This window comes from Pseudoblastomonas marina (assembly GCF_034374265.1).
In the GTDB taxonomy this organism is placed as follows: domain Bacteria; phylum Pseudomonadota; class Alphaproteobacteria; order Sphingomonadales; family Sphingomonadaceae; genus Alteriqipengyuania_A; species Alteriqipengyuania_A marina.
Genome location: NZ_CP139718.1, coordinates 1,364,281 through 1,385,219, shown reverse-complemented (window position 1 = coordinate 1,385,219; position 20,939 = coordinate 1,364,281). Strand labels below are relative to the sequence as shown.

The following is a 20,939-nucleotide window of genomic DNA, read 5'->3' as shown; positions in this document are numbered from 1 at the left end:
TAGGATCGGCAGGCGGCGCGTTGGAGCATCAATGGGAGACATATCCATGATCGCCTTCAAACCCGCCGCCTGCGCCGCCCTTGCCGCCCTGCTGCTTGCGGGTTGCAGCGAAGCGTCCGACACATCCGAAGACGAAACGTCGATCCCGGTCGAACCCGATGGCGGGATCGGCGACGGCGCGCCGCCGCTTGACGAGGTGCAAGCGCAGGGGCGATCGGGCATGCCCCCGGCGCTGCGCGGCGAGTGGCGCGAGGACGATCTCGGCCGCGCGCCGACGATGGAGGATTGCGACCAGACCTCCGACACCAACCGCAATTTCGGCAAGGTGATGACCGTCTCGGCGAATGGCTTCAGCCTGTTCGAGCAGGGCGGCACGATCGTCGAGCTGCACGATCGCAGCGAGTCGAAGATCGTGGCGACCTTCGACACCAGCTATGCAGACGAGATCGCCAGTGAGCGGATGGAATTCGCGCTTCAGCCCGACGGATCCTTGACCGTCGATCGCGGCGACGATGCCGGAATCCCGTCGATGAAAAGATTTCGCCCCTGTCCGGAGATGCCATGATGAAAACACCAGCCCTGTTCGCCGCCGCGCTCGCGCTCGCAATTTCGGGATGCGACGCCGAACCTGACACGCCGGTCGACGGCGATATCTCTGCGGCCGACAACGTCGCCGACTCGGCCCCGCCCGCAGACGAAGCAGGAAATGCCGGCAGCGCCGACGCGCTCCGCGCGATCCCCGCACGCTTCCTCGGCGCGTGGGACTATGTCGAAGGCAACTGCGACCCGGCCTCGGACCTGCGGATGGAGATCGGCCAGCGTCGGATCGTGTTCTACGAATCGGTCGGCGACGTCACCGGTATCCGCGCAGAGGGTGACGATGCCATCGTCGTCGACATGAACATGTCGGGCGAGGGCGAGACCTGGACCCAGTCGACAAAGCTCACGCTCGAGGATGGCGGTGACCGCCTGGTTCCCTCTGAAGCCGGTGACGATGGCGGCTACGAACCGATGCCGCGCAAGAGGTGTGCGGCATGAAGGCGCTGCTAGCCTTGCCGCTGTTCGCCCTCGCGGCCTGCGCGACGACGCAGGCCGGCGACGAGCCGATCGAAGTCGCGCCGCAGGGCGAATGCGACGCCGCGCCCATCCAGTCGCTGGTCGGCCAGCGCACCAGCGTCGAACTCGGTGCGCGGATCCGGGCGGAAAGCGGCGCCGATGCCTTCCGCTGGATCCCGCCGCGCAGCGCGGTGACGCAGGATTACCGGCCCGACCGCGTCAACGTCGTCTATGACGACGATTACGTCATCGAACGGATCTATTGCGGGTGATCGGGGGAGGAGGACAGGAACGCCGCCGCGCGCAGTCCGCCTCGCCCTACGAGGCGCAATTCGGATTCTGCCGCGCGCTCAGGGTCGATGATCGCATCCTCGTCTCGGGCACCGGGCCGATCGAGCCCGACGGCAGCACCACACCGGGCGATGCGGGCGCACAGGCGGCGCGGTGTTTCGCCATCGCCGTGGCCGCTATCGAGGATCTGGGCGGGACCGCCGCCGATGTCGTCCGCACGCGGATGTACGTGACCGATCTTGCCGACCAGGACCTAGTCGGCGCGGCTCATGCGCGCGCCTTCGGCGATCACCCTCCGGCCGCCACGATGGTGGGCACGCCCGCGCTCGTGCGCGATGATTGGAAGGTGGAAATCGAGGTCGAAGCCGTTATTGGGACCCCATGACTGGACAATTCGCACTCACCGACGACCAGCTCGCCATCCAGGAGATGGCGCGCAAGTTCACCGCCGACAACATCACCCCGCATGCGGGCGAATGGGACGAGACCCATCACTTCCCCAAGGAGGTGATCCAGCAGGCCGGCGAGCTTGGCTTCGGCGCGATCTACGTCTCGGAAGAAAGCGGCGGGATCGCGCTCGGTCGGCTCGAGGCGGCGCTGATCATGGAAGCGATGGCCTATGGCTGCCCCGCGACCAGCGCCTATATCTCGATCCACAACATGGCGGCGTGGATGATCGACCGCTTCGGCGGCGACGCGGTCAAGGCGAAATTCCTGCCCGAACTGGTGACGATGGAGAAGATCGCCAGCTACGCGCTGACCGAGCCGGGCAGCGGTTCGGACGCCGCCGCGCTCAAGACCAGCGCGGTCAAAGACGGCGATCACTACGTCCTCAACGGTACCAAGCAGTTCATCTCGGGCAGCGGCTACAACGACGTCTATGTCGTGATGGCGCGCACCGGCGACCACAAGTCGAAGGGCATTTCGTGCTTCGTGGTGGAGAAGGGCACCGAGGGTCTTTCGCACGGCACGCCTGAGAAGAAGCTCGGCTGGAACGCCAGCCCGACCGCGCAGCTGATCTTCGAGGATTGCCGCGTGCCGGCCGAAAACCTCGTCGGCGCCGAAGGCGACGGGTTCCGCTTCGCGATGGCGGGTCTCGACGGCGGGCGGCTCAATATCGGTGCCTGTTCGCTTGGGGGCGCGCAGCGCTGCCTCGACGAGGCGGTCGCCTACACCAAGGACCGCCAGCAATTCGGCCAGCCGATCGCCGATTTCCAGAACACGCAGTTCATGCTCGCCGACATGGCGACCGAATTGGAGGCGGCGCGCGCGCTGCTCTATCTCGCCGCCGCCAAGGTGACCGAGAACGCGCCCGACAAGACGCGCTTCTCCGCGATGGCGAAGCGGCTCGCGACCGATAGCGGCTCGAACGTCGTCAACAACGCGCTACAGCTGTTCGGCGGCTACGGCTATTTGAAGGATTACCCGATCGAACGCTTCTGGCGCGACCTGCGCGTGCATTCGATCCTCGAAGGCACCAACCAGGTCATGCGAATGATCGTCGGAAGGGACATGCTGCGCCAGTGACCGAACAAGCAAATACCGAACAAGCCGAAGACGTCCTCACCCACACGCATGATCGTGTCGGGCATCTCTCGCTCAACCGCCCCAAGGCACTGCATGCGCTGACACTCGACATGTGCCACGCGATGAGCGCGGCGCTGAGCGAATGGGCGGCGCAGGATGCGGTCGAGGCGGTGATCGTCGACCATGCCGAAGGGCGCGGCTTCTGCGCCGGCGGCGACATCGCCTTCCTGCGCAATTCGGCGCTGCACGACGGCGGCGAGAGCGGGCGCAAGTTCTTCCACGACGAGTACCAGCTCAACCACCAGCTCTTCACCTACGACAAGCCCGTGGTCGCCTTCATGGACGGAATCACGATGGGCGGCGGCGTCGGCATCTCGCAGCCCGCCAAGTACCGCGTGGCGACCGAACACACCCGCTTCGCGATGCCCGAAAGCGGGATCGGCCTGTTCCCCGATGTCGGCGGCGGCTGGTACCTCTCGCGCCTCGGCGGTCGGATGGGCCAGTTCCTCGCGCTGACCGGTGCAAGGCTCGATGGCGCGGACTGCCTGTGGGTCGGGATTGCCACGCACTACCTGCCGAGCGAGAAACTCGCCGAGGCCAAGGCGCGCATCATCGAGCATCCCGACCGCATCGGCGGAATCCTCTCGGACCTCTCCGAAACCCCGCCCAAGGCGAAGATCGAGGAGCAGGCCGAGCGCGTCGCCTGGCATTTCAAGTCCGACTCGCTCGAAGAGATCATGGCGAGCCTGGAAACCGACGACAGCGAATGGGCGGCGAAGGAACTCGCCACGCTGCGGACCAAGAGCCCGCAGACCTGCAAGGTCGCGTTGCGCCAGCTCGCCGAGGCGGCCGAGTTCGACGATTTCGCCGACAACATGCGCAACGAATACCGCATAGCGAGCCGCGTGATCACGCGCCCCGACTTTGCCGAAGGGGTGCGGGCAGTGATCGTCGACAAGTCGAACGATCCCAAGTGGGATCCGGCGACGCCCGAAGGCGTGACCGACGAATTGCTCGACAGCATCTTCGCGCCGCTCCCCGAAGGCGAGGAGTGGCAGCCGCTCTGATCTTCGTCATCCCCGCGCAGGCGGGGATCGAGAGCGGCGACGCACGAATTTTCCCTGGATTCCCGCCTGCGCGGGAATGACGAGTTTGGAGAGACCATGTCCTACGAAACCATCACCGTCGAACAGCGCGACAATGTCACGCTGGTCACGCTCAATCGCCCCAAGGCTTTGAACGCGCTCAATTCTCAGGTCCTCGAGGACCTCGTCGAGGCATTCGCCGCGTTCGAGGCCGACGACAGCCAGGGCTGCCTCGTGCTCACCGGCGCGGGCGAAAAGGCCTTTGCCGCAGGCGCGGACATCAAGGAGATGGCCGACAAGCCGGCGGCGGATTTCTACAACGAGGATTTCTTCGCCCGCTGGACCAGCCATCTCGTCAAGGCGACGCGCAAGCCGTGGATCGCCGCGGTCAACGGCTTCGCGTTGGGCGGCGGGTGCGAGCTCGCGATGATGGCGGACTTCATCCTCGCCAGCGACAAGGCCAAGTTCGGCCAGCCCGAGATCAAGCTCGGCGTCGCGCCGGGCATGGGCGGTTCGCAGCGCCTGACTCGCGCGGTCGGCAAGGCCAAGGCGATGGAAATGTGCCTCACCGGCCGGATGATGGACGCCGAGGAAGCCGAACGCAGCGGGCTCGTCGCGCGCGTGGTGCCGCATGACGACCTCGTCGAGGACGCGGTTAAGACCGCCACGGCGATCGCCGGCATGCCCCCGATGGCGGCCAAGGTGAACAAGGAAATGGTCAACGCCGCCTACGAGACCTTCCTCGACCAGGGCGTGCTCCACGAGCGCCGCCTGTTCCAGATCCTCACCGCGACCGAAGACAAGGTCGAGGGCATGAAGGCCTTCATCGAGAAGCGCGAAGGCGAATGGAAGGGGAAGTAATTACGAAAGGCTTCGGCCTTCTTGTATTCGGTGCCCTGTTCGTCTGGCGCGGCATCGACGGCTGGCGTCATCGCCGCGAAGAGCGCATCACCCTGATCGAAGCTGCGACCCTGAAAATCGGCGGAGAGGATGAGCCGCTGCCGCTCAATCGCTGGGACCGGATCATGGCATATGTCCAACCGGTCCTGATGCTTCTATTCGGCCCGGCAATGATCGTCCTGGGCTTTGCAATTCTATTCGTGTGACTGGAGAGAGACATGAAAATCGCATTCATCGGCCTCGGCAACATGGGCGGCGGTATGGCCGCGAACCTGGTCAAGGCGGGGCACGAGGTGCGCGCCTTCGACCTGTCCGAGGACGCGCTCAAATCCGCCAAGGATAGCGGCTGCGACACCTTCACCGCCGCCAAGGATGCGGTCGAGGGTGTCGAGGCGGTGGTCTCGATGCTGCCCAACGGGCAAATCGTGAAATCGGTCTATGAGAACGACGTTATCGGCCACGCGCCCGACGGCGCGGTGCTGCTCGATTGCTCGACGATCGACGTCGCCACCGCGCGCGAGGTCATCTCGGCTGCCGAAGAGGCGGGCTACGACATGGTCGATGCGCCGGTCTCGGGCGGGATTGCGGCTGCAGCGGGCGGCACGCTGACCTTCATGGTCGGCGGCACCGACAAGGCATTCGATCGCGCCAAGCCCATCCTCGAGGCGATGGGCAAGGCGGTGATCCATGCCGGCGATGCGGGCAACGGCCAGGCGGCCAAGATCTGCAACAACATGCTGCTCGCGATCCAGATGATCGGCACCTGCGAGGCCTTCGGGATGGCCGAGAAGCTCGGCCTCGACCCGCAGACCTTCTACGACATTTCCTCGGTCAGCTCGGGCCAGTGCTGGTCGATGACTTCCTATTGCCCGGTCCCCGGTGTCGGCCCCAAGAGCCCCGCCGACAACGAGTACAAGGGCGGCTTCGCGACCGCGCTGATGCTCAAGGATTTGAAGCTGGCGATGGAAGCGGCGCAGACCGCCGATGCGGGCACGCCGCTCGGCCAGCACGCCAAGGAACTGTACGAGAAATTCGCCGACGAGCACGGCTCGCTCGATTTCTCGGCAATCGGTCGCTCGCTCTAGGGGGGAAGGGGCCGCTAGCTGATCTGGCGGTCCTGCCCTTCCCAATAGGGCGCGCGGAGTTCGCGGCGCAGCACCTTGCCGGAAGGGTTGCGGGGTAGTGCGTCGAGGAAATCGACCGATTTGGGGCATTTGAAGCCCGCGATTCGTTCGCGGGCATGGGCGATGATATCGGCCTCGCTCACATCCGATCCGGGCTTGCGCACCACGCAGGCCTTCACCGCCTCGCCCCATTTTTCATCCGGTACGCCGAACACCGCCACGTCGGCCACGCCCTCGCAGCCGAACACGGCGTTCTCGACCTCGGCCGGGTAGACGTTCTCGCCCCCGGTCACGATCATGTCCTTGATCCGGTCGAACAGGTAATAATAGCCGTCCTCGTCGACATAACCGGCGTCGCCGGTGCGGAACCAGCCCTCGGCATCGACCGCCTCGGCGGTGGCATCGGGGCGGTTCCAGTACTCGGTGAGGTTGGCGGTCGAGCGGATGGCGATCTCGCCGATCCCGCGCGTTTCGACCTCGTTCCCGTCCGCGTCGATCACCTTCATCTCGACCCCGTTGATCGGCTGGCCGATGCCGCGCATCCGCTCGTTGCCTTCGACCGAGTGATCCTCGGGCATCAGCGCGCAGATCGTGCCGGTGGTCTCGGTCAGGCCGTAAACCTGCGCGAAATCGCAGCCGAACACCTTGAGCGCCGCGCGCAGCAGGTCGAGCGGGATCGGCGAGGCACCGTAGCCGACCAGCCTCAGGCTCGAGAAATCGGTCTCCTGCGCCTTGGGGTGCGCGAGCATCACGTGAATCGCGGCGGGGACGAGGAAGGTCTTGGTGACGCGGTGCCGCTCGATCGCATCGAGCGCGGCTCCGGGTTCGAATTCGCGGATCATCGCGCTCTTGATCGCGCCCTTCAATCCGCGGATGCCCGAGGCGATCCCGCCGATATGGAAATTGGGCATGGCGAGCAGCAGTACGTCGTCCTCGTCCCAGATGTCCCACAGGTCCATCTTTTCGGGCGAATAGTCGAAATCGGCGCGCAGCAGCGCCTTGCTCGAGAGCACGACGCCTTTGGGAAAGCCGGTCGTGCCCGAGGTGTAGAGCTGCAGCGCGGCATCGTCGGGCGCACGGGTGACACCCGGTTCGCTGTCCGATTGCTCTTCGCGCCAGTCGTCGTAGCAGACGAAGGCCTCGCCGCAGTCCTGCATGCAGATGATGAATTCGAGGCCGGGCAGGCTGCCGCGCAGTTCCGCCGCGACCTCGACATAGGCGGCGTCGACGAACAGCACGCGCGCGGCGCAATCGCGCAGGATCCACTCGATCTCTGGCGGGGCCAGCCGCCAGTTGATCGGAGTGACCACCGCCCCGGCGCGCGCGGCGCCGATCACCGTCTCGTAGAATTCGATCGTGTTGCGACCGAGAAAGGCTACGCGCTCGTCCGCGCCAATGCCGATATCGCGCAAGCCATTGGCGACCTGCGCGGTGTGGCGCGCGAATTGGTCGAAGGTCAGGTCGGTGCCGTCGCAATGGAAGGCGATGCGATCGAGAAAATCGCGCTGGTTGAAAATGGCGAGGTCCGCGAGGGTGCGGAAGGAAGCCGGGTCGGGCATCCGCCAATCATTCATTGCGCCGATATCCCCCCGTCGAGCTTCAATTCCGCCCCGGTCATGAATTTGCTCTCGTCGCTCGCGAGGTAGAGCACGCCGTTGGCGATGTCGTCGGGCTCGCCCACCCGGCCGAGCGGGATCTGCCGCGCGAGCTTGTCCATGATCACGGCCTTCTCGCGCCCGGTATTGCGCACGATGCCGTCGAGGATCGGGGTGTCGACGAAGGTCGGGTGGACCGAGTTGCAGCGGATGTTCCAACCCTTCTTGGCGCAGTGCAGCGCGATCGACTTGGACAGCATCCACACCGCCGCCTTGCTGGCATTGTAGGCAGGCATCGTCTCGCTCGCGATCAGGCCCGCGATCGAGGAGATGTTGACGATCGAGCCGGGCTGGTGGTCGGCCATCAGGGGGAGGGCGCGCTGGCAGCCGAGAAAGATGCTGTCGACATTGACCGCGAAGCCGCGCCGCCAGTCTTCCAGCGTGCAGGTTTCGATATCGCCGCGAATGCCGATCCCGGCATTGTTGACGAGCACAGACAGCCCGCCCAGCTTGTCCTTTACGAAGTCGATCACGCGGTCCCAGTCGTCGGGATCGGCGACGTCGTGGCCGATCGCGTAGGCCTTGTCCTCGCCATGTTCGGCGCAGATCGCGGCGGCAGTATCCTGCGCGCCTTGCTCGTTGAGATCGGACAGCACGATCCGCGCGCCTTCTTCGACCAGGCGGCGGCCGGTCGCGGCGCCGAGGCCCTGCGCGCCGCCGGTTACGAGGGCGAGTTTTCCTTCGACACGACCGGCCATGCGCTCTCCCGTTGTGGCCCGGAGCTTCAGCCCCTTGTTAATCGCTCGCTTAACAGGAGTGTGATGCGCGAGTCGATACCCATTCCTTCGGCGCGCTTCGCGGCGATGAAATCCTCGATTCGCTCGAGCGGGACGCGGTGGACGGTGATGTCCTCGCTGTCGGTGCCGCCGCCTTCTCCGACCTTGGTGAGGCCGGTCGCCTTCACCAGCGTGAAGCTTTCGGAGACCATGCCAGGCGAGGAATAGAATTCGCCGCAGTCCTCGAGGGTGTCCGCGCGATAGCCGGTCTCTTCCTCGAGCTCACGCCCGGCGGCCTTGAGCGGGTCCTCGTCCTCCCGGCCGTCGTCGTCGCCGATCAGCCCCGCGGGATATTCGATGCAGCTTCTGCCGAGCGGCACGCGGTACTGCTCGACCAGCAGGACGTGCCCGTCCTCCACCGCGACGATCACCGCCGCGCGGATGCCGCGCGCGCGACCGACATATTCCCATCGCCCGCGTTTCTTCGCGGTGATGTAATCGCCGGCCCAGACGGTTTCCTCGGGACAGTCGGCGTCGGTACCGCTCACACCTCGATCAACCGGTCGGGCAGCTCGTTCTGGTCGTCTTCTGCGCGGGGAAAGTTTTCGGACAGCACCTTGCCGACATCGCGTACACCGGCAGCGAGGCCGTCGGCGATATGGCCTTCGCGGATATGCATCAACATGTCCTCCATCGCCTCGCCCCAGACCTCGGCCGAAACGATCTCGGCAATCGGCTGGTCGGCGACGATCTCGGCGCGGTGTTCCTTCATCGAGAGATAGAGCAGCACTCCGGTGCGGCCATGGGTGCGGCGTTCGGCGCCGACCTTGAAATGTTCGATCGCGCGGTGGTGCACGCGCTTGGTCTTCACCGGGCCGGGGATCAGCGCGTAGGTCAGGCGTTCCCAGCTGAACAATCCCCAGATCGCGAGGAAGAGGACCACGCCGAGGCCTGTCAGCCAGGCGATCACCTCGCCGAAGGTCCAGTCGTGCGTCCAGCCGCCGCGGAACCAGTCGATCGTGTCGAGCAGTGCGTCGGGCACGACGGCAAAGATGCTCATCGCGGTAAAGGCGATCACCGCCGCCCAGACGAGGATCACGTCGGTATAACCGTCCGAGCGATCGGCCAGCACGGTGACGATTTCGCCGCTGGTGGTCAGCTCTGCCGCGGCGACCGCCTCGCTCACCTTCGCATGATCTTCTGCGTTCAGATATTTCATCTACAGCCCCGCTTACCAGCCACCTGAGGCGCCGCCGCCGCCGAAGCCGCCGCCACCGCCGCCGAACCCGCCGAAGCCACCGCCCCCGCTACCGCCCCAACCGGACGAGCCGCTGTCTGACAGGCCGCGCGCGACCGCCTTGCCGGCTTCCCACAGAATGATGTCGCCGACCACGCTGCCGACGCCGCCGCGGCGATAGCGGCGGCCGCGCCCGCGCGAGAACATCGGCAGGATGAAGAACAAAAAGATGAAGACGAACCAGATGATCGTGCCGATCGGGAAGCCACCTTCCTCGGCGCGTTGCGTCTCGGCGGCGGCTTCGGCTTCGGCGATCGCTCGGGCATCGGCGGGCGACAGGTCGAGCCGCTCGATGATCTCGTCCACCGCCTGCGTGATCCCGCCGCCGAAATCGCCCGCGCGGAAGGCGGGGCGCATGGTGTTGCGGATGATCCGTCCGGCGCTGATGTCGGTCAGCCGGTCGTCGAGCCCGCGTGCGGTCTTGATCGCCATCTTGCGGTCGTCGCGCGCGACGAAAACGAGCACGCCTTCCTCGGTCGTGGCCCCGCCGATATTCCAGAACTCCGCCAGCCCGCGCGAGTAATTGTCGATGTCGGCACCGTCCATCGAGGGTACCGTCGCGACGATCACCGCACGGCCGGTCTGTTCGTTGTAGTCGCGCAGGCGCCGATCGAGCGCCGCCTCCTGATCCGCGGGGATAAGATCGGCGGCGTCGAGGATCGGACCGTCCGGCGGGGCCGGATAGTCCTGCGCCAGCGCCGGGCTCGCGATAAGCGCGAACACCAGCGCGAAGGCGGCGAGGACACGCGACATGACGTTTAGCTGAAGCAGGATCAGCCCTCGTTACCGAAGTCGACCGTGGGCGCTTCGTCGGCACCCGGCTTGGCGCTGAAGGTCTGCATCGGCTCGGCACCGTGGATCACCTTCGCGCCGACGATGTCGGGGAAGGTGCGGATCGTGGTGTTATAGTCCTGCACCGCCTCGTTGTAGCGGACGCGCGCGGTCTCGATGCGGTTTTCGCTGCCCTCGAGCGCGACCATCAGGTCGCCGAAACGCTGCTGGCTCTGCAACTCGGGATAGCGCTCGACGGTAACCATCAGGCGGCTCAATGCACTGCCGAGCTCGCCCTGCGCGGCTTCGAACTGCTGGAACTTGGCCGGGTCGTCGAGATCGTCGGCGCTGAGCTGGATCGATGTGGCGCGCGAACGGGCCTCGATCACGCCGGTCAGCGTGTCTTCCTCTGCCGCGGCGGCGCCGCGCACGGTCGAGACGAGGTTGGGGATCAGGTCGGCACGGCGCTGGTAGGCGCTTTCGACATTGGCCCAGGCGGCCTTGGCGGCCTCTTCCTTGGTCGGCACCGAGTTGATGCCGCAGGACGCCAGCATGGCGGCACCTGCAGCGATGAGGGCAAAGCGGAAGGACTTCCAGGACATGCGGCAAACTCCCCTAAGAACGACTGTCTTACCTAGATAGCACGGCTAGGCGCGCTTTCAAGCTTTGCACCTCGCTTGTGGCCTCGTGCGGCGCGTGTCAAACGATGTCCCTCAGACAAGAAAGGATAGAGCATGGGCTTGGGGAAGGAATTCAAGAAATTCATCGCGCGCGGCAATGTGATCGACCTCGCGGTGGGCGTGGTCATCGGGGCGGCGTTCGGCAAGATCACGACCTCGCTCGCCGAGGGGATCATCATGCCGCTGATCGGCTGGCTGTTCGGCGATATCGATTTCTCGAACAAGTTCGTCCGGCTAGGTCCGATTCCCGAAGGCTATGATGGCTCGCTGACCAATTACGCCGAGCTTAGGGAGGCCGGCGTGCAGATGATTGGGTATGGCGACCTGATCACGCAGGTGATCAATTTCCTGCTGATCGCATTCGCCGTATTCATGTTGGTTAGGGGCGTGAACCGGGCGATGGACGAGATGCAGGAGCTCGCCCGACAGACCGAGGACAGTGCGAAGAGCCCCGACGTGCCGACCGACCCGCAGCTCGACGTGCTGAAGAAGATTCTGGCCGAATTGAAGAAAGACGAGGCGAGCGCGCCTCCGCCCACTTCACATTAATCTCCGCGCGCCTATATAGGGCCTGCTCGTTTCGGCGGGCTATGACGATAAACTGCGGCGTGCAATAGGCACGGCGGACCCGGGGGCAGTACCCGGCGGCTCCACCATTGCGTCTGCCTCCACCGAGCAAGTGGGCGGGCGCATTGACGGGGCCGAACCAGGATCGACGCGTGTTGAAAGGCGCTGTTTTCGTCCGGGCTGAGTAACCCGTTAAAGGCTCAAAACCAATAAGTGCCAACGATAACGAAGCACTTGCTCTCGCTGCGTAATGTGACGGCCTAACGGCCTGAATTTACAAAGCCAAAAGCGCGGTCGGTCCGACCGGTCAACAGAACGGATACAGGGGTCCGGAGCGTACCTGGCAACAGAAACGCTCCACTTCATTTTTCTTATCGGTTACGCACCCGCATCCGCGGGTGCATCCTCGCGGCTTTTCTCTCCGCTTCGCTACGAGGCCGCTGCGGGCGGGCAGTCGCCCTTGCCTCGGCCTGGTCGGCCTCGGGCGTCCGCCTTGGTCGATTCAACTTGGTGCCCGTTATCGATATCCGTCCTGAATTTGCGCGCGGTAGCGCGCACGCGCAAGACCGTGCGCCGGCCGTTAGGCCGAAGCCAAGCGGGCCGGATGGCCCGCGCCCGGCGTTTGAGGGTCCCAAACAAATGACTCGAGCCTCTTGGAGCCTACGCTCCTAAGCTCAGGCGCAACCGAACCAGCGACCTAGCTCCACCACGCCCAGCCGAGACCGAACGCTACGCCTTGCCGCCAGCCGCCTCGAGCGTCTTTCGCTCCGCCTGTTCGCGCGTCACGCAATCGAGGATCTTCGCGCCGCCGAGGAACACCGCGCCGGTGCAGGCAAGCAGCAGGAGCCAGCCGCCGATGCCCGGATACTGGTCGAGATAGGCCGTGCCGCGTTCGATCGCGCCGAGCGCGAGGGCATAGATGATGACGTATGCCTCGAACTTGGTCTTGATCGTGAACAGGCGTCCGATTTTTCGGAACATGGGTGGCCGAACTCCTTTGCCTGCCGGATGAGCAAGCAGCGTGCCACGTGCGGAATCGCGTGGCTTGCGTGCTTAACGATCCGATAACCGTAAAGTTGCCCGACAGAAGCGGCTTTGTCGAATCCGTCCCGAAATCGAGCAGCCGCAGCGCAGACGGTCAGGCCAGTTCGGAGAGTTCCAGCGCATCGAGCAGCGCGCGCCGGGCGTCGATCACGCTGCGGGCGAGGCCATCGCTGCCGATATCGGCGGGATCGATCTGCTCGGGCCAGGTTTGCGCCACCACCTGTTCGATCCGTTCGGCCTTGGCCTCGTCGACCATGAAGCGCGAATCGACCGCATCCGGGTCGGCCACCACGCGCAGGCGCAGGCAGGCGGGGCCACCGCCATTGGCCATCGATTGGCGGACATCGACCGGCAGCACCTGCCGGATCGGCCCGTTCGAGCCGAGCATGGTCTCGACCCACGACCACACGCTTTCGCTCTCGCGGCATTCGCTCGGCACCACCAGCGCCATCCCGCCCTCGGGCAGCGAGACGAGCTGCGCATTGAACAGATAGGTGCGGATCGCTTCCTCGAGGCTCACCGAGGCTTCGGGCACTTCGACCACCTGCAGCGCGGGGAAGGCGGCGCGGATCGCGTCGTAGGCGCCCGCCTGGTCGGCAAAGGCGCGCTCGTGGGTAAACAGCACGCGTTCGTTGGCGACCGAGACGACGTCGTTGTGAAACGCGCCCGCGGCGATCGCCTCGGGGTTCTGTTCGATGAAGACCGCGCGCGCCGGGTCGAGCCCGTGGCTGCGCGCGACGATGCGGCTCGCCTGTTCGTGCTGGCGCGCGGGGAAGCGACCGCCTTGCCGGCCCCAGACGAACACTTCGACTCCGGGGGCGTCGTGGCCTTCGCAGAAGCGCATGTGGTTGGCCGCGCCTTCGTCGCCGAAGCTCGGCATCACCGCGTCGTGGACGACGAAGCCGTCGCCGCCGAAGGCCAGGTCGAGCTGGGCCTTTGTGTCCTGCCATTCCTGCGCGCGGTGCGGCATGGTGACGAGGTTGGCGGGGGTCAGGTGGCACTTGCCGTCGCGCGTATCGGGCGCGGGCGAGACCGTCGCCGCATTGGCGGTCCACATCGAGGAGGCGGACCATGCCGCCGCGACCAGCGCCGGCGGGGTGTCTTCGTCGGGCGCGATCGCCTCGAGAAAGGCGCGGTTGGGCCGGGGCAGCGGAAGCAGGAAACCCTGCGCCAGCCCGAGGCCGAGATTGTGCCGCATCTTGGCGACGCCCTGCAGCGCCGCGGCGCGCGGATAGGACGGATCGCCCTTGTGGCTCGCACTCGCGATATTGCCGAGGCTCAGCCCGGCATAATTGTGCGAAGGACCGACGATCCCGTCGAAATTGATTTCCCTGAGGCTCATTCGATCCTCTCCGTCACCGCGCCACGCACCAGGCGGTGTCGCCCGGCTCGACCGCGAGGGTGCGGCAGGTGGTGTGATCGATCGCGACCTTGTCGCCCTCGTGTTCGATCATGCCGTAGCAGCAGCGGAAGTTCGCATTGTGCCCGGTCGCGATCAGCACGCGGTCCCCGATGTCGAGATCGCAGCGCGAAATTTCCATCGGGCGCGTCTCGCGCAGCGTCTTCAACTGGTCGGTGCGGGCGGTGACCGTCGGACCGCCGTCGAAGATGTCGACATAGCCCTCGTAGGCGAAGCCCTCGTTCTCGAGCATGCGCATCGCTGCACGACCGGTGGGGTGCGGCAGCCCGATGACGGCGCGCGCGCTTTCGGGCAGCATCGCGGTGTAGATCGGGCTCTTTGGCATGAGGTCGGCGATGAACTGGTTGCCGTTCAAGGCGTTGAACTCGTCGGCTTCCTGGAAGCTCATGCCGAAGAACTTGCCCGCGAGGCCGTCCCAGAACGGCGACCCGCCGCGATCGTCGATGATTCCGCGCAGTTCGGCGAGAATCTTGTCGCCGAAGCGGTCGCGATGCATCGCGATAAAGAGATAGCGGCTGCGCGCGAGCAACATGCCGAGCCCGCCCGCACGGCTGCTGGGGTGGAGGAACAGGCCGCCCACTTCGCTCGCGCCCTCGAGGTCGGTGACCAGGCTCAGCATCTCGGCACGAAACGTCCGGTCGAGCTCCTGCGAGTGCTGGGTGTGGGTCTGGATCCGGTAGGAATAGAACGGCCATTGCTGGCCCACTTCGGTGAACAGCTGGCTGGTGCCGCGCACCTCGCCGGTCTCGGTATCCTCGAGCACCAGCACGAACAGGTCGTCGTCGGGCCGGTCGGCCTCCTTGGCGAAGCACGCTTCAGAACGCTCGAGCTTCTTGCGCAGCGTGTCGCGATCGGGCGGGAGGTTGGTGAACCCGCCGCCGGTCAGTTTCGCCATCTCGTACATGGCTTCGACATCCTGCGCGGTGGCCGCGCGTATTACGTAACTCAAAACTTTGCTCCGGTGGCAATACGGTGAAGGACGAGCGCGGCGAGCTTCGCGCGCTCTTCGAGGCTGGGGACGATCAGGAATTCGTCCGGCGAATGGATCGCGCCGCCGCGCACGCCCATCGTGTCGACCACGGGGACGCCGCAGGCGGCGATATTGTTGCCGTCGCACACCCCGCCGGTCGATTTCCAGCCAATCTCCTGGCCGAGCAGCGCGCCGCACTCCTTGACCAGGTCGAACAGCTTCTGCGCCGGTTCGTCGACCGGCTTGGGCGGGCGGGTGACGCCGCCATGGCGGTGGATCGATACTTCGCGCGCCGCTTCGACCTCCCGCAATACGCCGTTGAGATCGGTATCGAAGCTTTCCATCGCTTGCGTGCTCTTGGGACGGATGTTGAAGCGCAGCACGGCATGGTCAGGGACGACGTTGTTGGCCGCGCCGCCTTCGATCTTGGCCGGGTTCACGGTCATCTCGTCATGCGCCATGGCCTCGAGCCGCAACGCGAGGTCGGCAGCGGCGAGCAGGGCGTTTCGGCCCTCGTGCGGGTTGCGCCCGGCATGGGCCGACTTGCCGGTGATGGTGATCGAATAATTGCCGGTCCCGCCGCGTTCGTGCGCCAGCGTTCCGTCGGGCAGCGCGGCGGGTTCGAAGGTCAGCGCGGCGAGTTTGCCCTGCGCCAGCTCGGCGATCAGCGCGCTGGAAGACAGCGAACCGGTCTCCTCGTCCGAATTGATCAGGACATCGTAGCCCAAGGCGCTTGCCTCGGGCGTCGTTTCGAGCGCTTTCGCCGCAGCGAGGATGATCGAGAGGCCGCCCTTCATGTCCGCGACGCCGGGTCCGTTGAGCGTCTCGTCGTCGAGCCATTTCTGGTCCTGGAACGGATGATCCTCGGGAAACACCGTATCCATGTGCCCGGTCAGGATCACGCGGCGGTTGGCGCCGGGGCGTACGCGCAGCACGAGGTGCTTGCCGTGGTCGAGTGCGACCTCCTGCCCGTCGCTCGAAATCGCGGTGACGGGCGCGGGTTCGACCAGTTCGATCTCGCCCGGCAGCGCGCCGAAGGCGGCGGCCAGCGCATCGGCCTGCTCGGCCAGTCCGGCAAGGTTGCGGGTGCCCGAATTGATCGCGCTCCAGGCCTGCACCTGGTCCAGCATGGGGGAGGCGTCGAGCGCGTCGAGCAGGGCTTTTTCGGCATCGGTCAGCGACATGGGCGCCCTGTTAGTCGGCTGCGCCCGGAACGCCAAGCCGCGCCATGCATCTTTACTGTACTTGCCAACGTAACTGCCGACCTCCATAGCGCGGCTGCCCTCCCCAGGCATTTCGTGGTCGCTGGTTAATACACGAAAACAAGGTGACGGATGTCCAACAGGGTTGTGCGTGCCGGTCTGCAGGTTGATGCGGCACTGGCGAAGTTTCTCGAAGACGATGTGCTGATGGTGCTGGGCCGCGATACGGAGCGGTTCTGGGAGGGTTTTGCCGCGCTGCTGGCGGAATTCATGCCGCGCAACGCGCAGCTGCTGCAAACCCGCGAGACGCTGCAGGCCAGCATCGATCGGTGGCACAATGAACGCGCCGGAAAGCCCCACGATCCGCACGTCTATCGCGCGTTTCTCGAGGATATCGGCTATCTCGTTCGCGAGCCCGGCCCGTTCACCATCGGGACCGAAAAAGTCGATGCCGAGATCGCCACCCGCGCGGGCCCGCAGCTGGTCGTACCCGCGCTCAATGCGCGGTTCCTGCTCAATGCCGCCAATGCGCGCTGGGGCAGCCTCTACGACGCGCTCTACGGCACCGATGCGCTCGATGCGCCGCCCGCCAAGAGCAAGGGTTACGATCCCGATCGCGGCGCGGCCGTGATCGCCGCAGCCAAGGAATTCCTCGACGTGACGCTGCCGCTCGAAAGCGGGAGCTGGGCCGAGTTGACCGGCGACCCGGTGCTCAAGGACGGTTCGTGTTTGTGCGGACGGAAGGAAGACGGAAGCTGGGTCTTCCAGCACAACGGCTTGCACATCGTTGTGGTGATTGACCGCAACCACCCGGTCGGACGCAACGATCCGGCGGGGATAGCCGACGTGCGGCTCGAAAGCGCGTTGACCACGATCGTCGACCTCGAGGATTCGGTCGCGGCGGTCGATGCCGAGGACAAGCTCGCAGCCTATCGCAACTGGCACGGCGTGATCTGCGGAAATCTGACCGCCGAGTTCGAGAAGGGCGGCGAAACCGTGCTGCGCGAGCTCGGCGACGATGTCGAATATCGCGCGACCAACGGCCGGCTGGTGACGATCCAGGGCCGAAGCCTGATGTTCGTGCGCAATGTCGGCCACCTGATGACGAGTGATGCGGTCCTCACACGCGACGGCGCGGAAGTGCCCGAAGGCGTGCTCGATGCGGTCGTAACGTCTGCGATCGGTGCGCTCGACGTCGAAGGCCACGTCCGCTGGCGCAACTCGATCAAGGGCTCGATCTACATCGTGAAGCCCAAGATGCACGGGCCCGAGGAATGCGCTTTCACCAACGACCTGTTCGATGCGGTCGAGGACCTGCTCGAGCTGGAACGGCACACGATCAAGGTCGGCGTGATGGACGAGGAGCGCCGCACCTCGGCCAACCTTGCCGCGTGCATCCACGCGGTGAAGGATCGGGTGGTGTTCATCAACACCGGCTTTCTCGATCGCACCGGGGACGAAATCCACACCTCGATGCGGGCCGGTGCGATGCTGCGCAAGGCCGAGATCAAGGACAGTATCTGGCTGCAGGCCTATGAGCGCCGCAACGTCGCGATCGGGCTCGCCTGCGGGTTCAAGGGGAAGGCACAGATCGGCAAGGGCATGTGGGCCGCGCCCGACCGGATGAAGGCGATGATGCTGGAGAAGAGCGGTCATCTCGAGGCTGGGGCCAATTGCGCCTGGGTGCCGTCGCCCACCGCGGCGACGCTGCATGCCATCCATTACCACGGCTTCGACGTCGCGCGGCGGCAGGACGAACTGGCGGGCGAGCCGGTGCCGCCGCTGGCGGACCTGCTGACGATCCCGCTCGCGAACGGGGCGAACTGGTCGGACGCGGAAGTCCAGGCCGAACTCGACAACAATGCCCAGGGTATCCTTGGTTATGTCGTGCGCTGGATCGATGCGGGGGTAGGATGCTCCAAAGTGCCCGACATCCACGATGTCGGCCTGATGGAGGACCGGGCGACGCTGCGCATCTCGTCGCAGCATATCGCCAATTGGCTCGCTCACGGCGTGGTCAGCAAAGACCAGGTCGATGCCGCGCTCCGGCGCATGGCGGCCAAGGTCGACGCGCAGAATGCGGGCGATCCGGCTTACGTGCCGCTGGTCGGAAACGAGGCTGGCCCGGCGTTCCAGGCCGCGCGCGAGCTGATCTTCGAAGGCGCGACGCAGCCCAACGGCTATACCGAGCCCCTGCTGCACACGTGGCGGAAGCGGGCGAAGGCGGCTTAGTTCGGCATTCCCGCGCAGGCGGGAATGCTGACCAAACTCGCACGGCCCCTCACTCGGTCCCTGCCTGGGCGGGGATGGCGACTATTTTTCCAGTTCCTCGTCCAGCAGCGCATCCACCCGCTCCCGATCGGGGAACCCTTCCGCGATCCAGCGCTTCTCGACCGTCTGCATCAGCCGCGCGACGTCGGGCCCGGCCTTGACCCCGCGCTTGACGATTTCGCCGCCCTTCAGGGGGAATTGCGGCGGTTCCCAGCCGCGCAGCTCGGCATTGCTGGCACCGAGGATCGCGAGCCGGTCGTTGGCCGTCTCGAGGCCGTAACGGAAGGCGAGGCCGCGCGGGTCGTCGGCATCTGCGGGTTCGCGTGCGGCGGCGAGCCGGAGGCGTTTCTTCTGTGCGTTCGACAGGCGCAGCCGTCCCGCGACCTTGCTTGCGATCTCGGGATCGGGCGGAAGCAATCCGGCCAGACGCCGGATCGGCTCGGGCCGGAGCTCGTTCTGGCGCTCCCACCGCACCACATCCGCCTGTGCGAGGTCGGCCTCGGGCAGGATCACGTCGAGCACCCCGAGTGCGTCCATCCGCGCGAGCGTATCCATCTCGTCGGGTGCGACGAGGATCTGGAGCAGTTCCATCGCGATCCGCTCGCGGCTGATGCCCTTCAATGTCGGTGCGAGTTCCTCGCAGGCGGCGATCGCTTCGGCGTCGGGCGGTTCGCTTCCGAATCGCGCCTGGAAGCGGAAATAGCGCAGGATCCGCAGATGATCCTCGCGGATGCGTTCGCGCGCATCGCCGATGAAGCGGACGGTGCGTGTGGCGATGTCGTCGAGCCCGCCGAAATAGTCGTAGACCTCGCCGCTCCCGGGCTCGGCGTAGAGCGCGTTGATCGTGAAATCGCGCCGCGCGGCGTCCTCCTTCCAGTTCTCGCTGAAGGCGACGGTGGCGCGGCGGCCGTCGGTCGAGACGTCGCGCCGCAGCGTGGTGATCTCGACATTGCCGTTCTCGCACAGCGCGGTGACGGTGCCGTGATCGATCCCGGTCGGCACGGTGCGAATCCCCGCCGCCTTGCAGCGCGCAATCACTTCGCGCGGCTCCAATGGCGTGGCGCAATCGATATCCTTGACCGGCTGCCCAAGCAGGGTGTCGCGCACCGCTCCGCCGACCCAGCGCGCATTGCCTTCGCCCAGCGCGGCGACGAGTTCGCGCAGGTCCGCGCGGGTGGTCCATTCGGTGTCGGGCAGGGTGGTCATGATTCGACCCATGCCAGTCGCCGCGACAGGTTGACAATGATCGCCGCGGTCACCCCCCAGATATGGAAGCCGTCCCACTCCATCTCGTAATAGGTCCGGTCCGCGCCTTTCCAGAACACCGTGTTGCGCGACCAGTTTGCGCGGTCGAGCAGGACCGAGAGCGGGGTTTCGAACCACGCCTCAACCTCGCCCGGATTGGGCTTGAGTGGCAGGCCCGGCGGCACGACGCCGAGCACCGGGGTGATCTCGAACCCGGTCCCGGTGACGTAGCGGTCGGTCGCGCCGACCACGCGGACATGAGCAGGTTCGAGCGCGAGTTCCTCGTGCGCTTCGCGTAGCGCCGCCTCGACCGCGTCTTCGCCCGGATCGATCCGCCCGCCGGGAAACGCGACCTGTCCGGGGTGCTTGCGCATGTCGTCGAGCCGCTTGGTCAGGATCGCGGTCGGCCCGCCCTCGCTGTCGGGGCGCTCGACCACCGGGATCAGCACCGCGGCGGGGCGCGGATCGGGATCGGCGAAACGCTGGTCGTTGAGCAGGTCGGGGAGTTCGACTCCGTGACCCTCGTCGAACAGGCGCTGGAGGCGGGCGAAGAGCTGGCTCATGCGGGGAGCAGCGAAAAGCGCGCGCCGTTGCTCGAGACGCTCGGGTCGTCGCCATTTGCCAGGGCGATCTCGGCGAGCTGGAGCCAGGTCGAACGGTCGAGCCGCGCGCGCGTGCCGTGGCGCACCGCGACATAGGCGGCGGGCTCCTCCGCCGTTCCCTCGACCGAAAGCGGGTTGTCGGGCCCGGCGATCACGAGGTCGTCGGTGTTGAGCCGGAAGGCGAGCGCGCCGTCCTCGCACTTGACGTCGGTCGCGATGAAACCCGCGTCCTCTACTTCGATGGACAGTTTCTGGTGCGGGGTGACGAGCCAGTGCTGCCCGTCCTCGTCGCGCAGCAGCAGCGAGGCGAAGGCGCGCACCATCGCGGTCCGCTTCACCTCGCCGCCCTGGTGGTACCAGCGTCCGTCCGCCGCAATCCGCATCTCGCTGTCGCCGACATGTTCGGGCTGCCACTGGTCGAGCGGCGGCAGGCCGCGATCGTGCATCGCCTGCGCGACCTCCATCAGCGACATTCCGGCAAGATCGGGGGGAGGGGTGTAGGGCATCGCTGCCCGA

General features: G+C 66.0%; 24 protein-coding genes and 1 other RNA gene. 12 read left to right on the top strand and 13 right to left on the bottom strand.

Going from position 1 to position 20,939, the window contains the following annotated elements; genetic code table 11:
* Window positions 1-46 precede the first annotated feature (46 nt).
* The 9 genes from T8S45_RS06835 (at window position 47) to mmsB (ending at window position 5,944) form a co-directional block, all read left to right on the top strand.
* Complete coding sequence (locus tag T8S45_RS06835; protein ID WP_322295142.1) at window positions 47-565, top strand: hypothetical protein; 519 nt, start codon at window positions 47-49, stop codon at window positions 563-565.
* Window positions 562-1,038: a hypothetical protein gene (locus T8S45_RS06830; RefSeq protein ID WP_322295141.1), complete on the top strand. Its 477-nt coding sequence runs from the start codon at window positions 562-564 to the stop codon at window positions 1,036-1,038. Before T8S45_RS06835 ends, T8S45_RS06830 begins: the two co-directional genes overlap by 4 nt.
* Window positions 1,035-1,328, top strand: a complete 294-nt coding sequence (locus tag T8S45_RS06825) for an I78 family peptidase inhibitor (protein WP_188642204.1) — start codon at window positions 1,035-1,037, stop codon at window positions 1,326-1,328. The genes T8S45_RS06830 and T8S45_RS06825 overlap by 4 nt, the downstream gene beginning before the upstream one ends.
* Window positions 1,325-1,732 carry a RidA family protein gene (locus tag T8S45_RS06820; protein WP_322295140.1) on the top strand — a complete coding sequence of 136 codons (408 nt, stop codon included), beginning with the start codon at window positions 1,325-1,327 and terminating at the stop codon, window positions 1,730-1,732. Before T8S45_RS06825 ends, T8S45_RS06820 begins: the two co-directional genes overlap by 4 nt.
* On the top strand, window positions 1,729-2,874 hold the full coding sequence (locus tag T8S45_RS06815; RefSeq protein ID WP_322295139.1) for an acyl-CoA dehydrogenase family protein: 1,146 nt from the start codon (window positions 1,729-1,731) through the stop codon (window positions 2,872-2,874). Before T8S45_RS06820 ends, T8S45_RS06815 begins: the two co-directional genes overlap by 4 nt.
* Window positions 2,871-3,941: an enoyl-CoA hydratase/isomerase family protein gene (locus T8S45_RS06810; protein ID WP_322295138.1), complete on the top strand. Its 1,071-nt coding sequence runs from the start codon at window positions 2,871-2,873 to the stop codon at window positions 3,939-3,941. Before T8S45_RS06815 ends, T8S45_RS06810 begins: the two co-directional genes overlap by 4 nt.
* 96 nt (window positions 3,942-4,037) lie before the next feature.
* Window positions 4,038-4,820: an enoyl-CoA hydratase-related protein gene (locus tag T8S45_RS06805; protein ID WP_322295137.1), complete on the top strand. Its 783-nt coding sequence runs from the start codon at window positions 4,038-4,040 to the stop codon at window positions 4,818-4,820.
* Window positions 4,805-5,065, top strand: coding sequence for a hypothetical protein (locus T8S45_RS06800; protein ID WP_322295136.1), 261 nt, complete (start codon window positions 4,805-4,807; stop codon window positions 5,063-5,065). Before T8S45_RS06805 ends, T8S45_RS06800 begins: the two co-directional genes overlap by 16 nt.
* Before the next feature lie 12 nt (window positions 5,066-5,077).
* Window positions 5,078-5,944: a 3-hydroxyisobutyrate dehydrogenase gene (mmsB, locus tag T8S45_RS06795; protein WP_322295135.1), complete on the top strand. Its 867-nt coding sequence runs from the start codon at window positions 5,078-5,080 to the stop codon at window positions 5,942-5,944.
* A 14-nt stretch (window positions 5,945-5,958) separates the two neighbouring features.
* Here the strand turns inward: mmsB and T8S45_RS06790 are convergent, their stop codons facing one another.
* Genes T8S45_RS06790 through T8S45_RS06765 form a run of 6 tightly spaced genes read right to left on the bottom strand, consistent with a single transcriptional unit; the run spans window position 5,959 to window position 11,024 of the window.
* Complete coding sequence (locus T8S45_RS06790; protein WP_322295134.1) at window positions 5,959-7,557, bottom strand: fatty acid--CoA ligase; 1,599 nt, start codon at window positions 7,555-7,557, stop codon at window positions 5,959-5,961.
* Window positions 7,554-8,336 carry an SDR family oxidoreductase gene (locus T8S45_RS06785; protein ID WP_322295133.1) on the bottom strand — a complete coding sequence of 261 codons (783 nt, stop codon included), beginning with the start codon at window positions 8,334-8,336 and terminating at the stop codon, window positions 7,554-7,556. Before T8S45_RS06785 ends, T8S45_RS06790 begins: the two co-directional genes overlap by 4 nt.
* 26 nt (window positions 8,337-8,362) lie before the next feature.
* A complete protein-coding gene (locus T8S45_RS06780) occupies window positions 8,363-8,902 on the bottom strand; it encodes an NUDIX hydrolase (RefSeq protein ID WP_322295132.1) in 540 nt (179 codons plus the stop codon).
* A complete protein-coding gene (locus T8S45_RS06775) occupies window positions 8,899-9,573 on the bottom strand; it encodes a TPM domain-containing protein (RefSeq protein WP_322295131.1) in 675 nt (224 codons plus the stop codon). Before T8S45_RS06775 ends, T8S45_RS06780 begins: the two co-directional genes overlap by 4 nt.
* Before the next feature lie 12 nt (window positions 9,574-9,585).
* A complete protein-coding gene (locus T8S45_RS06770; RefSeq protein ID WP_188642194.1) occupies window positions 9,586-10,404 on the bottom strand; it encodes a TPM domain-containing protein in 819 nt (272 codons plus the stop codon).
* Between the two features lie 20 nt (window positions 10,405-10,424).
* A complete protein-coding gene (locus T8S45_RS06765) occupies window positions 10,425-11,024 on the bottom strand; it encodes a LemA family protein (RefSeq protein WP_188642193.1) in 600 nt (199 codons plus the stop codon).
* A gap of 132 nt (window positions 11,025-11,156) precedes the next feature.
* Here T8S45_RS06765 and mscL point away from each other — a divergent pair, with 132 nt between their 5' ends.
* Both mscL and ssrA read left to right on the top strand, forming a co-directional pair.
* Entirely contained in the window at window positions 11,157-11,651 is a 495-nt protein-coding gene (gene mscL, locus T8S45_RS06760) for a large conductance mechanosensitive channel protein MscL (protein ID WP_322295130.1), read from the top strand.
* Window positions 11,638-11,995, top strand: a transfer-messenger RNA (tmRNA) gene (gene ssrA, locus T8S45_RS06755). Before mscL ends, ssrA begins: the two co-directional genes overlap by 14 nt.
* A gap of 403 nt (window positions 11,996-12,398) precedes the next feature.
* On the opposite strand, the gene T8S45_RS06750 is transcribed toward ssrA, so the two are convergent.
* The 4 genes from T8S45_RS06750 to T8S45_RS06735 form a co-directional block, all read right to left on the bottom strand.
* Window positions 12,399-12,650 carry a hypothetical protein gene (locus T8S45_RS06750; RefSeq protein ID WP_322295129.1) on the bottom strand — a complete coding sequence of 84 codons (252 nt, stop codon included), beginning with the start codon at window positions 12,648-12,650 and terminating at the stop codon, window positions 12,399-12,401.
* A gap of 157 nt (window positions 12,651-12,807) precedes the next feature.
* Window positions 12,808-14,055, bottom strand: coding sequence for an N-succinylarginine dihydrolase (locus T8S45_RS06745; protein ID WP_322295128.1), 1,248 nt, complete (start codon window positions 14,053-14,055; stop codon window positions 12,808-12,810).
* Between the two features lie 13 nt (window positions 14,056-14,068).
* Window positions 14,069-15,082, bottom strand: coding sequence for an arginine N-succinyltransferase (locus T8S45_RS06740; protein ID WP_188642189.1), 1,014 nt, complete (start codon window positions 15,080-15,082; stop codon window positions 14,069-14,071).
* On the bottom strand, window positions 15,079-16,287 hold the full coding sequence (locus T8S45_RS06735) for a hydrolase (protein ID WP_322295127.1): 1,209 nt from the start codon (window positions 16,285-16,287) through the stop codon (window positions 15,079-15,081). The genes T8S45_RS06740 and T8S45_RS06735 overlap by 4 nt, the downstream gene beginning before the upstream one ends.
* A 150-nt stretch (window positions 16,288-16,437) precedes the next feature.
* Here T8S45_RS06735 and T8S45_RS06730 point away from each other — a divergent pair, with 150 nt between their 5' ends.
* Window positions 16,438-18,537: a malate synthase G gene (locus T8S45_RS06730; protein ID WP_322295126.1), complete on the top strand. Its 2,100-nt coding sequence runs from the start codon at window positions 16,438-16,440 to the stop codon at window positions 18,535-18,537.
* An 81-nt stretch (window positions 18,538-18,618) separates the two neighbouring features.
* Here the strand turns inward: T8S45_RS06730 and T8S45_RS06725 are convergent, their stop codons facing one another.
* The 3 genes from T8S45_RS06725 to T8S45_RS06715 are packed head-to-tail and all read right to left on the bottom strand — an operon-like array spanning window position 18,619 to window position 20,929.
* A complete protein-coding gene (locus tag T8S45_RS06725; RefSeq protein ID WP_322295125.1) occupies window positions 18,619-19,782 on the bottom strand; it encodes a CCA tRNA nucleotidyltransferase in 1,164 nt (387 codons plus the stop codon).
* Window positions 19,779-20,384, bottom strand: coding sequence for a CoA pyrophosphatase (locus T8S45_RS06720; RefSeq protein ID WP_188642185.1), 606 nt, complete (start codon window positions 20,382-20,384; stop codon window positions 19,779-19,781). Before T8S45_RS06720 ends, T8S45_RS06725 begins: the two co-directional genes overlap by 4 nt.
* Complete coding sequence (locus T8S45_RS06715) at window positions 20,381-20,929, bottom strand: DUF1285 domain-containing protein (protein WP_188642184.1); 549 nt, start codon at window positions 20,927-20,929, stop codon at window positions 20,381-20,383. The genes T8S45_RS06720 and T8S45_RS06715 overlap by 4 nt, the downstream gene beginning before the upstream one ends.
* Window positions 20,930-20,939 lie beyond the last annotated feature (10 nt).